The following is a 13,247-nucleotide window of genomic DNA, read 5'->3' as shown; positions in this document are numbered from 1 at the left end:
AAGAAGCAATTATAGATGGCATCTTCAATTGTTGCCGGGATGTTCTGCGAGACGAACTGGCAGTCGAAGTTAGTCGAAAGAAAACGTCGCGGACGGATTGAAACGGGCGATTCCTTGTGTTTCTGCGGCTGGATTTGGATTTTGTGGATAATAATCGGGGATTTGTGTGCCCTTCCTCGCGAGTCTGACGGCCAATGAGATTCTTGGCTCGCCATACTCAAAAGGCAGGCTGCGATGCATGATTTGAGAATGAAACACCGTGAACTGGCCTCTTTCCATTGTGAGTGTGCCGATCCTATCATGGACGAGTTTTGGCACTTCTTTTACAAATCGCATATCTCTGTTCCACCCATCAATGGGTTGATGAGATCCCTTCACATATTCAATGCGGCCAGCGCCGTAGCCAATGTCGGTCAGCGCGAACAGAATAGAGAAGTGATTGCTGGTATCATAGAGATTGACTTGATCGCGGCCATTTTCGTATGCGCGATCGTGGTGCCATATATTTTCTGACACGCCTTCAGATTTCAATTGAAAGACGCTACCCCAAATGAAAAGATCATTGCCGAAATGTTCGGACACCACGGACTTCACATTGTCATCGAGACAGAGGTCTCTCATCACCTTGAATTCCATGTGTCTATCGATCTTCGTTCTAAATTGGCGTTCTTGTCCTGCCAACTGGCGCACGATATTTTCCTGGCGTTGTAGCGCTTGTAGTTCTATCCCGACCTCACATACGGCATCGACGAGGGATTTGTCTGCCAACTCAAAAGGGCCGGTTAGGCCATTTTCTTGTAATTGCTCAATTGACATTGTTGCTCCTCCAAAAAAATGATGTTGAAGTGGTTTTTTGCGATCTTATATCCTGTTAGGCTGGCATCCAGGCTTTTGCAGCAATGCCTTCGAGATGGGTTTTGACATCGACGACGGCGGGTTTGCCTGCGTTGAGGGCTTGCTCAAGAGCACTTTGCAGCTCGCTGATTTTGTTGACGGTGATGCCAAAGCATCCCATAGCTTCGGCCATTTTGGCAAAGTCTGCGTCTGGGAAGAGCCAGAGTTCATCAGAGCCTTTGGTACGACCGCCATAGGTGTGTTCTACACCACCTTGTTCCTGGTTCAGCGAATGGTTGTTGTTGATGACGGTGACGGTGTTGATTTCGGATTTCATGGCGGTGTCGAGTTCGGTCATGTGATACCAGATGCCCCCATCGCCAGTGAAGCAAATGACGGGACGGTCTGGTGCGGCGCATTTGGCACCGAGGGCTGCAGGGAAACCCCAGCCGAGTGAACCAGAACAGCGGATATAAGATTGTGTGGGATATTTGAAGTCGAGCATGGTGCCGGTCCAGATGCCGGAGTGGCCTGTGTCGGAGACGAGTATGGCATCGGAAGGAAGAAAGTCAGACAGTTCTTTGCAGAGGCGTTCGGGACGCATGGGTTCGGTGTCGGAGTTGACATGTTTGGCCATGTCTTCTTTCCATGCGTTGACGAGTTCGTGGATGCGGGCGATCCATTGGGTGCGAGGCTCTGCTTTGCTGGCCTGATCAATCATGAGGCGCAATGTGTTTCGCACGTCGCCTTGAAGGCCGAGGGTGAGGGGATAGTTGCGACCCAATTCTTCGGCATTGATGTCGAGTTGAATGATGGGCGTGCCTTGTGGCGGCACTTTATACCCATTGGTAACCTGCCCGCCCGTATGACTGCCGATGAAGAAAACCAGATCGGTTTCAAACATGGCCTGATTGGCACAGGCGCGTGAGTATGAACCGGGTGTGCCGATAGCGAGTTCGTGATCGGCGGGAAACATGGCTTTGGCATTGAGGGATGTGGCAACGGGGATAGAAAGCTTCTCGGCAAGGGTGATGAGTTCGGCGCTGGCATCGGATGTGGTCACACCGCCACCGGCCATGATAATCGGCTTTTTGGCTTGAGATAGAAGGCTGAGGGCTTCGGTGATCAATTCGGGTTCGGCAGTCGGACGAAAAGGTGGAATCTGGGAAAAGGCAGATTCGATGACGACTTCAAAATCGGCTTCGGCTTCAACGACGACTTGACCGGCAAGACCTTGTAGATCGAGATGTACGGGACCGGGTGTGCCTGTGGTGGCTGATCGAAAAGCCTGCCGCAAATACACGGGCAACAGATCGACGGCGTGGACATCAGCGGTGTATTTTGTAACTGCACCAAACGGGTTTCGGTGATCGACTTCCTGATAGGCATGGCGGAGCTGATTGACATGGCTTTCTTTGCCTGTGATTGCGATAACAGGCGAGCAGGCAAGATATGCGTCTTGAAGACCAGCAGCGAGGTTAACGGCACCAACGGATTGGGCCATACAAAGACCTGGACCGCGTCTGATGCGCGCATACGCATCGGCCATGTACGCGGCGGCTTTTTCTCCGTGGGTTTGCACGCGTTTCATGCCGAGATTTTCCATTTCCATCAATGCTCGGGGCGCGATGTAGGGCATAAAAAAGACGGTGTCTATTCCGTGGTCATGCACGGTTTCTGCGAGAAATCGTGCACCTGTCATTTGGGGCATTGGGGCCTCCTGTTATGGTCTTCTGCTGGTGATGGGACGCAGAACTTTGACGTTGGTATCGATGGTGATTTTTTTGCGCTCTTGAATGGCTTTTTGGCCGATTTCCCAGACTTTGCCCATTTCGGGATCATCGGGTTGTGCGATGGTGCCGACATTGCTGTGATGGCCTTCCCAATGATACAGGCTGTCGTATCGCGTCATCATGTAGATGCGGTCTTCGGGTGCTGATTTGGTTATCCATTGACCAATGGGGCGCACACCTTCGCCTCGGGTGACCCAGGGCCACCACTGATTTTCTGACAAGTCGACAAAACGCGAAACGTCGGTAGGCGCGACTTTGAATGAGCGCAGAGTATAAATGCCAGGCTTTTTTTCGGGGGCGTCGCTGTCGGGCTGTCTTTGCGTGAGGGGCAAGAGGGAAATACATTCGGTTTCGTGTACGAGTGCGGTACGTCCTCTGCCTTCATTGGCGAGATTGTCCCAGTTTCGGGTTTCTTCCCAATGACCATGGCTGTCGTATCGCGTCATGAGAAAGATGCGTTCGGGGCCACCTATGGCAACGACCCAGAGGCCGAGTGCACGCGCTCCTTTTTCTTCGATGGCTGGCCAGATCTGTTCTTCGCTAAAGCGAACAAATTCGGCGTAGTCTTTGCGGTGAACGTGAAATGTGCGGATGGTATAGATCATTCAATCCTCCTATTGACTACTCATCAGTTCTTCAAGCAGGGTATTTTGATCCACGATCTCTTCACCTACGGCCTCAATCACCACATTGACGATTTGGCCTGAGAATACAAACGGGGCGTTGTAGTGATCGTCAACGGGTGTCTGGCTATCTCGCCCCACTTCAAAGGGTTCGTTGACAAAGTTATATTGGCGAAATGGTGATATAAGACCTTCGCCCGCAGGCTGGTCATTTACAAAGAAACGTGCACGCCCTTCATCTTCTCCGGTTTTCACCACATCAAGACGAAGTGTTACATTGCCCGGTGGAATTGTCACTGATGATGAGATGCGTTTTTGATCGCCGGAGTGGTTGTTTGTATAGTGCAGGCGATTGTCGTGGATGAATAAGCTCCAGCCACCAAATCGACCACCATCGGCGACAATAGTACCTTCGACGTCCGTTGATTTACGTTCAATGCGTGCGGTAATGCGATGTGAGAGACCGAGCACTCTTGGGCCGGATTTAAAATGGTGGGGCAGTACCGCATCCTGGTATAATACCCAGCGATCCTTGGGTTCAGGCCACCAGCCCACACCATTTCTGCCACCTATATCATCCAGAGGTAAGACGCCGTATTGCTCCGCTTCACGCCACCAGAGGTCGATCATTTCTCTTAATTTTTCAGGATGCTGATCTGCCAGGTTGTCTATCTCGGCCAGGTCCTGATCCAAATGATAAAGCTCCCATTCGTCTGTATCGAAGTCGGTGCCTCTGGTGTGGAAGGTCACGGCTTTCCAGCCTTCGTGCCAGATCGCTCTTTGACCAGTCGTTTCGAAATACTGGATTTTTTTTCGGGTATCCGCCGTATTGTCATTCAGTGTGTGAGCCATCGACGTACCATGCAAAGGGATTTGTTCTATGCCGTTCACCTGATTGGGCAGATCCAGCCCCAGAAGGTCTAACAGGGTCGGGGTTATATCCACCACATGATAAAACTGTCGCCGCGTTTCGCCTTTGGCCTGGATACCCGCTGGCCAACGGATGAGCAGTGGTGCGCGGACACCGCCTGCATAGGTATTTCCTTTATAGCGTTTGAACGGCGTGTTGCCCGCCATCGCCCAGCCGAAAGGATAAATGGGATAGCTTAGAGGACCGCCGAGGTCATCAATGTGGGCGAGATTTTCCTCAACTGTGGGTGGATCTCCTATGCGAGAACGCAGATGATGGTAGCTACCGTGAGGACCACCCAGAGATGCTGCGCCATTGTCAGAAAGGGCGATCACAATTGTGTCGTCGCGTTTACCGAGTGCATCCAACTCGGCGAGCAAACGGGTGATTTGAACATCGGTGTGTTCCATAAAGCCAGCAAAGACTTCCTTGAACCTGGTTGCAAGGCGTTGCTCATCTGCGCTCAGTTCGTCCCAGGGTTGTACACCATCATTCCGCGAGGCGAGACGTTGATCATCAGGCAATAGACCGGATGCTTTCTGGCGAGTTAGGATTTTGTCACGCGCAACATCCCAGCCATCGTCAAACCGACCTTTGTATTTGTCTGCAAATTCTCGTGGCACGTGGTGGGGTGAATGACCAGCCGCAAATGCCAGGTACAGAAAGAAGGGTTTGTCGGGGTCTGCCGAAACCAACTGCCGAAGCCATTTGCAAGATTGGTCAACGATATCTTCCGACAGGTGATAGTCCTCGGTGGATGGCTGTTCAATGCGCTCGTTGCCCATGACGAGTTCGGGATGCCACTGGTTGGTCTCGCCAGCCAGGAAACCATAGAAGCGGTCAAAGCCACGTTGTAAAGGCCAGTGATCATAGGACCCTGCCGGACTCGTGTCATCGATGGCATTCAAGTGCCATTTGCCTGCAGCGAGGGTCTGATAGCCATGGGGGCGCAATAGTTCAGCCAGATTGGCGGCTTCTTTGGAAATAAAACCGCGTGTATTGGGAAAGCCGTTGTTCATCTCAGTCACGCGGCCCATACCAACACTATGATGGTTTCGACCCGTCAACAAGCAAGTGCGGGTAGGGGAACACAGTGGGGTTACATGGAAATTGGCATATCGCAAGCCATCTTCTGCCAAACTGTCCAGCGCAGGTGTCTCAATGTCAGAACCATAACAGCCCAATTGTGAATACCCGACATCGTCTAACACAATCATCACGATGTTGGGCGACTGTTTTAACTCAGTCGGTTTCGTGATCCATGATGCAGTTGAGTCTTCAAAGGTCCGACCGATGGTCCCATTGAAATGCCTGTCATGTTCCATATATCATTCCCTGATTAGTTCCTCACCTGAGTTCTACGCATATATCTACAAAATGGATAACGCCAGTGAATTCAAAAGGTGAAACGCTCGCGATGGGTGAATGTCGGTTGCGACCGACTTCTACACCGCGCATCTTTGACCTGCGTGTGGCGTCTGGAATTTGGATCAAACCGATTGTCTCGCCATCTCCCGTGAGAGTGATGGTTCCTGTGCCATCGTCGGCTGGTTTGAACGCAGCGCCCACGGTAATACGACCATTGGGAAGCGTCGTTGTGGAACGACCTGAGATTGTTTGACCCAGCGCGTTATACACAAAGCACAGTGTGCCATTCTGTATGAATAAAGAAAATCCATCGAGGGATTTTCCCTGGGCATAGATGACGCCTTCGGTTTCTGGCAGGATCTCAACTTCGGCAGTTAATGACCAGTTTCCCTGTTCCAGTGCGGGCGATTGTTTTGATGCAATGCGAGCCATTGGCGGAACAAAATGATACGTCAGCGAATCGGGTTCCGCAGTGGTGGGGCGCGGTGGCAGCCCAGAGCGCAGAGGCAAGACGCCATAGCGTCCGGCTTCTACCCACCATCTTTCAATCAGCTTTTTCAGTTGATCCGGCTCGGCCTTTGCGAGGTTATTGGATTGCGAGAAATCTTCATCGAGATAATACAATTCCCATTCGTCATCATTGTAATCGTCGTCTGGATCGTGTCTGGTAACGGCCATCCAGCCGTCGAGCCAGAGCGCACGGTTGCCCATCATTTCAAAATACTGAACAGGTTTTTGCGTAGGGCAATCTCTGTCGTCAAAAGTGTAGGCCATGCTCGTTCCCGTAATAGGCATCTGATCGTATCCGCGGTAGCACGACCGAGGTTGTAAATTGAGTACTTCAAGTATTGTCGGTGTGAGATCCGAAACGAAGTGGAACTGTCCCCTTACACCGCCAGCATCTTTTATAGCTGGGGGATAGTGAATGATCATCGGCACCCGTACACCCCCTGCGTGTGTATCCTGTTTATACCAAGGCAAGGGTGTGTTGCCCACCTGAGCCCAACCCCAGGGGATATCGGTGTAGCTGTGTGGGCTCCCGATATCATCCAGCTTTTCCTGTATGGCATCAAAGTCTTCTTCTGGTAAAGCGCGACTGGTTTTCCCGCCTACGGTCTGTCCATCGTTTGTGGCATTTCGGAGGGGGCTGGGTCCGATATTCATAACACCATAAGGACCACCGTTTTGGCTGGTGCCGTTGTCGGCGGTGAGGATCAGGAGTGTGTTGTCCAACTGGTCAATGGCGCGCAGATGTTCGATCAAGCGTCCGATCTGTGCATCTGTATGTTCGAGGAAACCTGCCCAGGTCTCTTGCAATCGACACACGAAATTTTTCTCATTCTGGCTCAGTGTTTCCCACGGCTGTACTCCGGGATTCCTTGGTGGCAGGCGAGTGCCGTCGGGAATAATCCCAAGTTTGGTTTGCTTTTGAAAATAGCGCTCACGGATAACGTCCCACCCTTCGTCAAAACGACTGCGGTATTTTTTGATGTATTCTTTCGGCGCTTGATGTGGGTTATGCATAGCACCGGGCGCAAAATACATGAAGAACGGTGTTTCTGGACGCATGGCCTTGAGGTCATTGACAAACTCGATGGCGTGGTCCACCAGGTCTTCTGTGAGGTGATAGCCCTCTTCTGGTGTTTTTGAAGGCGACACTGGGTGATTGTCATAGGTCAGCTCTGGATAGAACTGGTCGGTAGCACCCGGCAGGAAACCGTAGAAGCGATCGAACCCGCGCTGTAATGGCCATTCTTCGCGAGATCCACCAGCTGAGTTTTGTGTACTGGGGTTGAGATGCCATTTGCCCAGGGCAAAGGTGGCGAACCCTTCTTCACTCAGCATTTCTGCCAGGGTAGCTGCGTGCCGACTAACGCGACTCCGTCGGTTGGGAAATCCAGCATCACCACCATCGACAATGGTCGACATACCAACGGCATGATGGTTACGACCTGTCAACAGCGACGCTCGGGTCGGAGAACACAGGGGCGTAACATGGAAGTTATTGTACCGCAGTCCATTTTCTGAGAGCGCGTCCATGTTTGGCGTTTCAATGGTCGAACCATAACAACCGAGGTTGCCAAATCCGGTGTCATCCAGAAGAATCACAAGGACGTTTGGGGCACCGTCTGACGATGGGGGGGAAAGCCAATCTGGTTCCGAATCCTTGTAGGAGATGCCTATCTTGCCACGAAAATTTGATTCTATCATTTTTCCACATCCATTTCTTCTGCCCACGATTGAAGGTCAGCCATCAGTCGCCGTATCCTAAATCATCGCAGTAAATGACAACCAGGTTGGGTCGGTCCTTCGACATTTCATTCTCCTATTTTTCAAGCGGAAAGCCTCTTGGATCTCCGCCCACAGGAACCGTATCAGAGGTTTTCATAAACCAATCGAGCATGGCTCTTTCCAGGTCTGATTTTGTCTCTTGCATACCAGAATCATCAATCAAATTTTCTAACTCTCGGGGATCATTCTCCAGATCGTATAATTCGTCCTGACCGGCTGTGCGTCGAATAAGTTTGTGATTCAAACTCCTGATCATGGTCGTACGGCAGACACTTTCGGGTATTTCTTGTTGCAATTTGCCTTTGGGCAAATAGATGCTATCCTGCTCGGGATTCTTATTCCACAAGTTCCATCGTCCTTCAAACACATGGGGTTCTTGGGTCTCATAGCCCCCTTCTGCGAATACCAATCTGTTTTTGTCTTCTGCTTCTCCGTGGAGTTGAGGCACAAAGGATCTGGCGAAATGCGTGTGTGTGGTCGAAAGACCGGCCAGTTCCAGAACGGATGGCATGAGGTCAAACATTTCAACGGGGCCTTCAACCACATGACCTGCTTTGTTACCGGGTGCTTTGACCAATAGCGGTACGTGCGTCAGTGTATCGCTGTAATCACTGGGCCATTTTTCAACGAGGCCATAGTCGCCTGCCCAGTCACCGTGATCAGATGAAACAATGAGAACCGTATTTTCAAAAAGGCCCTTCTCCTCCATAACAGCCATCAGCTCTCCGAGAAGCCAGTCGGTAAAACTGATCATGCCGAGATAAGCGGCATTCAACTTTCGAAAGAAAGCATCTGACAATTCATCAAGGCGACGGTATTTCCTGATGAGCGTGTAGAAATCTGGTTTTTTGTCCAGGTCTGGAGGTCGCAAATCTGGTATATCTTTGGGATCATACATGTCGTAAAAATCAGGGTGGGTGGTATAACTTGGATGGGGTTGGAGAAGTGGCAAAAATAAAAAGAAGGGATTGTCATCGTCATTGCGATTGCGCAAAAAATCGATTCCCGATTTGACTTTCACATAGTCGGCAACCTCTTCTCTTTCGCAGTCTAAGGGCAGATAGTCAAAGCTGTAGAATTCTTTGTCGCCGCTTTTCCAGCGGTTCTTTCTTTTGTCGTCTTTGTGTTCATAATATTCTTTGATGCAGGACAAACTTCCTGGTGCAAGCATATCGTTTTTGCCAAACCAGTGAATGTCGTAGCCAGCTTCATGGAGATATTTAAAAAGATGGGGTTCGTGAGGCCTTATCAGATGCCACATGGAGCGATGTCCGGCACAGTGAGGATAAAGCCCCGTCATCATCGAAACTCTGGAAGGCGTACACTGGGCATTTTGCACATGGCATTGATCAAAGCGAACACCTTCTGCTGCGAGGCGATCGTAATTTGGGGTTTTGATCAATGGATGACCATAACATGCCAGACTTTCGGCTCGCATTTCGTCGGGCTGAAAAAATATGAAATTCAGTGGTTTTTGGTTGGCCATTACAACTCCTGTAAACGCCTTCTAACACCTGCTTAGAACTGGTCGATAGGGCGACTGAATTTTTCGCGATAATCTTCGTGAACCATTTGCTCGTATGAGGTCATGTCTTTGATGGGCAACTCAATGGGGGTCATGTTGTTGAGGGAAGATTCATAAATTGCCATCGTCATTTCAACGTCTTTGCGACCGCCGAGACCGTATTCGGGAGGCTCGTCGTTTAACGCCGTGTTGGCGAGGCTCATGATTTCGGAAGCGTGACCAACACACCAGTCGTCGATGGGGTAGTCGCGGAATGGATTTTCATAAACGATCTTTGGATCGGTGTGTACGATGATGCGTTGGAGTACATCCACGCCGTCGATATTGCGACGCAAGGTTTCGACAGGAATGTCTTGCATCTCTTCGCCAATCAGCGAGCGTAGAGGGATTTCTGGACCGAAGTAGTCATTGTCGAGAATGTTGCCAAGGGTGCCGGTAATCTGGCAGTACTTTTGTGCTTCACCAAGTCGTGATGTTTCATAGATGCCCACGGCACCGCTTTCAAAATCGATGAGCGCATGTGCCCAGTCTTCGTGGATGCTTTTGGGGTCTGAGCGGTATTTTCTCACTGTTCCCGCAATCTGAACAGGTTCGCTTTGCGCGTACAAACGCAACTATGACAACAGATGTGCGCCCATGTCCAGGCACATGCCTGATGTGCGCCCAAAGCCTGAGATTGGGCGACCCAAACCCTTATGTGTCACGGTTGGCTCAAAGGGGTCCTGTCGTTTGGGCTCTATGAAGTACACACGCACGATATCACCCAGAATGCCTTCTTTAATGAGTTTGATGATCATGCGCTGTTTTGGCATACGAAAGTAATTTTCTGCAACCTCGAACGGCTCATTCATGTCGCAGAGCGCGACAAAATCGAGTTCGCCATGTTTGGCGAGGATGTGCAGGGTTGGCAGATGCCATTTTTGCGCTGGGTTTCCGCAACCGACGATGGCGAGTTTGGCTTTCATATATTTTTCTTATTGATGTGCTGCGGCATGGCCTCGGAGCATCGCCACACTTTCATCTACCTGATCTTCTTTGAGACCATGCAGAATGACCGACACGTCGAAGGGAAGTGCACAGAGTAACGAGACGTAATGCGCGTAATCGAGTTTGCCGGTGCCTGCGGCAAGATGCCCTGCATCGCCGCCGTGATCAAGATCCTTGCCATGGGCAATGGCAATGTGATCACCTAAAAGATCGAAAGCCTCGTCTAAGACCTCCTTCATACGAGGCAAATCATTTGCGCCAAAAATGTTGGCCGCATCCATCACAACTTTCAGATTTGGTGAACGCACTTCGTCAATCAGTTTTCGGCTTTTATGCACGGTGCTGGCGACATTGTTTATCTCGGGTTCAAAGGCGATGGTGACGCCAGCTGCTTCGGCAACGGGTAGAACCTGTTCTAAAGTACTGAGGAGGACCTGCCAGGCTTCGTCGGATTCATTGTCTGGATGTTTCTTCCACATGTTTTCGGGATCGCGAGAGCCAGTGCAGGTGGCGATTACTGAGGTGCCTATTGCGTCACACGTCCCGATGAGCGATTTGAGGCGCTCGATCGCTTCTTGACGCTTTTCTTCGTTAGGGTCAACCATATTGGCTGGGCCACCCAGAGCAGAGATGACCATGCCACGTTTTTCGATTTCGGCTCGCGCTACAGGTGCTTTGGCGAGTTTATCAGATAGCGAACCTTCCACATTGAGTGTTCCCAGATTGAATTGAAGATGCCTGAGGTCGTGCTCAAGTATGGTATCGAGTGATTCCTCAAGAGAGGGTCGGGCGAAGGTACCTGACATTATTCCTACTTGCATGGCATGTCCTTAGATTGTTTGTCCTGAAGTATAATAACCTCAGGCGATTGTTGGCTTGTTGGTCAGCAGTGCTGTTATATCCTTCTGTTCTCTATCATTTAGTTCATTGAAAATGGGACTCTCCACGAGGCGTTCATACGTGGCTGTGGTGTCGTTTTTGGGTAGAACATCTGGTGCTTGGAACGATTGTAGCATTGCAGCTCTTTTCTGCTGGCTGCGGTTGATGCCTGCTCGATGCCACATCCTGGCATCGTAGAGGATGACGCTACCACCGGGCGCTTCTATCACATCGACTTCAGGGCCGTGATAGGGAAAGCGACTCGCTTGTGTGTCGTTCCACTCTGGTGGTGGGGGTGTGTCTGATAGATGTGAGCCCAGTTTAAATGCTGTTGCACCGCGAATCTTGGTAAAGTCAGACACACAGACATTGCGTTGCATGGCCTTAATGGGGCCCTTTCTGTCGGGAGGCTCATTGCCACCGGTTGACGCCGAATAGGGAAAATCAGAGTGCCAACCGCCCAGTTTTCTTTTGCCATCATCCGGGTACTCGATTCTAAAACCGGGTGGATGCGAGAGGTGTAAATCGGGGGATCCCATATACTGCCTGGCCAACCAAATGGAGATGGGCTCAATGGTTGCTCTGGCAACAGAGACACTCTGACAGATCCTGGGTATGTCGGTGTTCATTTCCAGGTGTTCGTAACGATCTGTACCGGCGACGCGTTCCATATCTTCTAAAATGTCTGGCGGCAGAATACAGGTCAGACAGACCCACCCTTCGCGCTTTAAGTGTTCGAGATATTCAGACGGCAATTTTTCAGGGCCGTGATAGGTGGTGAAGGTCATCTCGTCTGAACCGACAGACAATGTGCAGACATCCTCATCGATATCTGTGGATACATCTTTACCGGTTGCCACGTGCTTTATGCCTTCTGGTGTGCGATCCCAGATCACACGATCGTCGGCTTCGTCGTGCAAGGCGAGTTCGTTACTTTCATCAAGGCCGAGCATAGAACCGTCAGGTGCAATCAGAAATACGAAGTGACGTTTTGGAGGCTCTATCTTTACGACACGCTCCTGAAATTCCTGTTCCATTTGATGTCGCGCATGATCGCACGCTTTCTCGTTTGGATCAAATTTGGAGATGGTCAGAACGCGTTTCATCTGTCAATCCTTAGCTGTGTGGACATGTATTTTTTTAAGTGCCCCTGGCAGGACTCGAACCTGCGGCCAACGGATTAGGAATCCGCTACTCTATCCTCTGAGCTACAGGGGCACATAATATCAATAGTGAATCAGCGTGTGAATGGGCCAATTTTCGAGTTTTTCTCGTCCGTTTAAAAAGTCCAGCTCAATGACAAAAGAGATACCGACGATTTTCCCTTTGAGTTCAGATACGAGCTGACACGCAGCAGCCATTGTGCCACCAGTTGCGAGTAAATCATCCACAATAGCGACCTTTTGTCCTTTGGCGATTGCGTCTGTATGGATCTCAATCTTATCTGTTCCGTATTCCAATTCGTATTCCGCAGAGATCGCGTCTGCCGGTAGCTTGCCGGGTTTGCGGATCGGCACAAAGCCCACACCGAGTTCTCGCGCGAGTGCGGTACCAAAAATAAATCCACGCGACTCAATTCCCACAACGAGATCGACAGCCCCATTGCGATAGGGTTGTGCGAGTTTTTCTATCGATGCGCGAAGCGCGTCCGCATCGGCAATCAGAGTCGTAATATCTTTGAACAAGATACCCGCTTTGGGAAAGTCCGGCACCTCGCGAATAAATTCTTTTAAGTCCACTATTTTCTCCCCTAAAATTTATTAAAAAAACGTTATATCAAACGCAGCATCCCTGTGGTTCGCAGGTATCTCGGCGATCTTAAAATCCAGGACGCGAGACGCAGGAGGTCCTCGTCTTATCACTTCTACAAATGCATCAACGTGAGCTTCATCCCCCTCTGCTTCAGCCTCAACATCGCCATTGGATAAATTTTTTACCCATCCGACCAGCCCGTGGCGCTCGCCTTCTCGCTGTGTGAAATAGCGGAACCCAACGCCCTGAACCCGTCCGCTGATTATCACGCGAATGCGCTTGAT

General features: G+C 50.6%; 12 protein-coding genes and 1 tRNA gene. All 13 read right to left on the bottom strand.

Features of this window, described 5'->3' with window-relative positions:
• Window positions 1-69: 69 nt before the first annotated feature.
• The 13 genes from F4Y39_07780 to F4Y39_07720 all read right to left on the bottom strand — a co-directional run bounded on the left by F4Y39_07780 (window position 70) and on the right by F4Y39_07720 (window position 13,247).
• Window positions 70-816: a phytanoyl-CoA dioxygenase family protein gene (locus F4Y39_07780; GenBank protein ID MYC13613.1), complete on the bottom strand. Its 747-nt coding sequence runs from the start codon at window positions 814-816 to the stop codon at window positions 70-72.
• Between the two features lie 55 nt (window positions 817-871).
• Window positions 872-2,545 (bottom strand): thiamine pyrophosphate-binding protein, encoded by a 1,674-nt coding sequence (locus tag F4Y39_07775; protein MYC13612.1) that lies wholly within the window; start codon window positions 2,543-2,545, stop codon window positions 872-874.
• A gap of 12 nt (window positions 2,546-2,557) precedes the next feature.
• Window positions 2,558-3,232 (bottom strand): hypothetical protein, encoded by a 675-nt coding sequence (locus tag F4Y39_07770; GenBank protein ID MYC13611.1) that lies wholly within the window; start codon window positions 3,230-3,232, stop codon window positions 2,558-2,560.
• A gap of 9 nt (window positions 3,233-3,241) precedes the next feature.
• On the bottom strand, window positions 3,242-5,485 hold the full coding sequence (locus F4Y39_07765; protein MYC13610.1) for an arylsulfatase: 2,244 nt from the start codon (window positions 5,483-5,485) through the stop codon (window positions 3,242-3,244).
• A gap of 22 nt (window positions 5,486-5,507) precedes the next feature.
• Window positions 5,508-7,739: an arylsulfatase gene (locus F4Y39_07760; GenBank protein MYC13609.1), complete on the bottom strand. Its 2,232-nt coding sequence runs from the start codon at window positions 7,737-7,739 to the stop codon at window positions 5,508-5,510.
• Between the two features lie 115 nt (window positions 7,740-7,854).
• The gene (locus tag F4Y39_07755) at window positions 7,855-9,306 is read right to left on the bottom strand and encodes a sulfatase-like hydrolase/transferase (protein MYC13608.1); all 1,452 of its coding nucleotides are present in this window, start codon (window positions 9,304-9,306) and stop codon (window positions 7,855-7,857) included.
• A 32-nt stretch (window positions 9,307-9,338) separates the two neighbouring features.
• Complete coding sequence (locus F4Y39_07750) at window positions 9,339-9,914, bottom strand: hypothetical protein (protein ID MYC13607.1); 576 nt, start codon at window positions 9,912-9,914, stop codon at window positions 9,339-9,341.
• 45 nt (window positions 9,915-9,959) lie between these two features.
• A complete protein-coding gene (locus F4Y39_07745; protein ID MYC13606.1) occupies window positions 9,960-10,310 on the bottom strand; it encodes a hypothetical protein in 351 nt (116 codons plus the stop codon).
• Window positions 10,311-10,319: 9 nt separating this feature from the next.
• Window positions 10,320-11,153, bottom strand: coding sequence for a sugar phosphate isomerase/epimerase (locus tag F4Y39_07740; GenBank protein ID MYC13605.1), 834 nt, complete (start codon window positions 11,151-11,153; stop codon window positions 10,320-10,322).
• Window positions 11,154-11,192: 39 nt separating this feature from the next.
• On the bottom strand, window positions 11,193-12,317 hold the full coding sequence (locus F4Y39_07735) for a hypothetical protein (protein MYC13604.1): 1,125 nt from the start codon (window positions 12,315-12,317) through the stop codon (window positions 11,193-11,195).
• Between the two features lie 39 nt (window positions 12,318-12,356).
• Window positions 12,357-12,429 (bottom strand) — tRNA-Arg (locus F4Y39_07730).
• Between the two features lie 8 nt (window positions 12,430-12,437).
• Window positions 12,438-12,950 (bottom strand): adenine phosphoribosyltransferase, encoded by a 513-nt coding sequence (locus tag F4Y39_07725; protein ID MYC13603.1) that lies wholly within the window; start codon window positions 12,948-12,950, stop codon window positions 12,438-12,440.
• Between the two features lie 21 nt (window positions 12,951-12,971).
• Window positions 12,972-13,247 (bottom strand): acylphosphatase, encoded by a 276-nt coding sequence (locus F4Y39_07720; GenBank protein MYC13602.1) that lies wholly within the window; start codon window positions 13,245-13,247, stop codon window positions 12,972-12,974.

It is taken from the genome of Gemmatimonadota bacterium (assembly GCA_009838845.1).
Classification (GTDB): domain Bacteria; phylum Latescibacterota; class UBA2968; order UBA2968; family UBA2968; genus VXRD01.
This window is presented reverse-complemented; position numbering and strand designations above follow the sequence as displayed.

Excerpts from the sequence above, each read along its gene's own strand:
- F4Y39_07780 (MYC13613.1), bottom strand. The coding sequence starts at position 816 with ATGTCAATTGAGCAATTACAAGAAAATGGCCTAACCGGCCCTTTTGAG.
- F4Y39_07775 (MYC13612.1), bottom strand. The coding sequence starts at position 2,545 with ATGCCCCAAATGACAGGTGCACGATTTCTCGCAGAAACCGTGCATGAC.
- F4Y39_07770 (MYC13611.1), bottom strand. The coding sequence starts at position 3,232 with ATGATCTATACCATCCGCACATTTCACGTTCACCGCAAAGACTACGCC.
- F4Y39_07765 (MYC13610.1), bottom strand. The coding sequence starts at position 5,485 with ATGGAACATGACAGGCATTTCAATGGGACCATCGGTCGGACCTTTGAA.
- F4Y39_07760 (MYC13609.1), bottom strand. The coding sequence starts at position 7,739 with ATGATAGAATCAAATTTTCGTGGCAAGATAGGCATCTCCTACAAGGAT.
- F4Y39_07755 (MYC13608.1), bottom strand. The coding sequence starts at position 9,306 with ATGGCCAACCAAAAACCACTGAATTTCATATTTTTTCAGCCCGACGAA.
- F4Y39_07745 (MYC13606.1), bottom strand. The coding sequence starts at position 10,310 with ATGAAAGCCAAACTCGCCATCGTCGGTTGCGGAAACCCAGCGCAAAAA.
- F4Y39_07740 (MYC13605.1), bottom strand. The coding sequence starts at position 11,153 with ATGCAAGTAGGAATAATGTCAGGTACCTTCGCCCGACCCTCTCTTGAG.
- F4Y39_07735 (MYC13604.1), bottom strand. The coding sequence starts at position 12,317 with ATGAAACGCGTTCTGACCATCTCCAAATTTGATCCAAACGAGAAAGCG.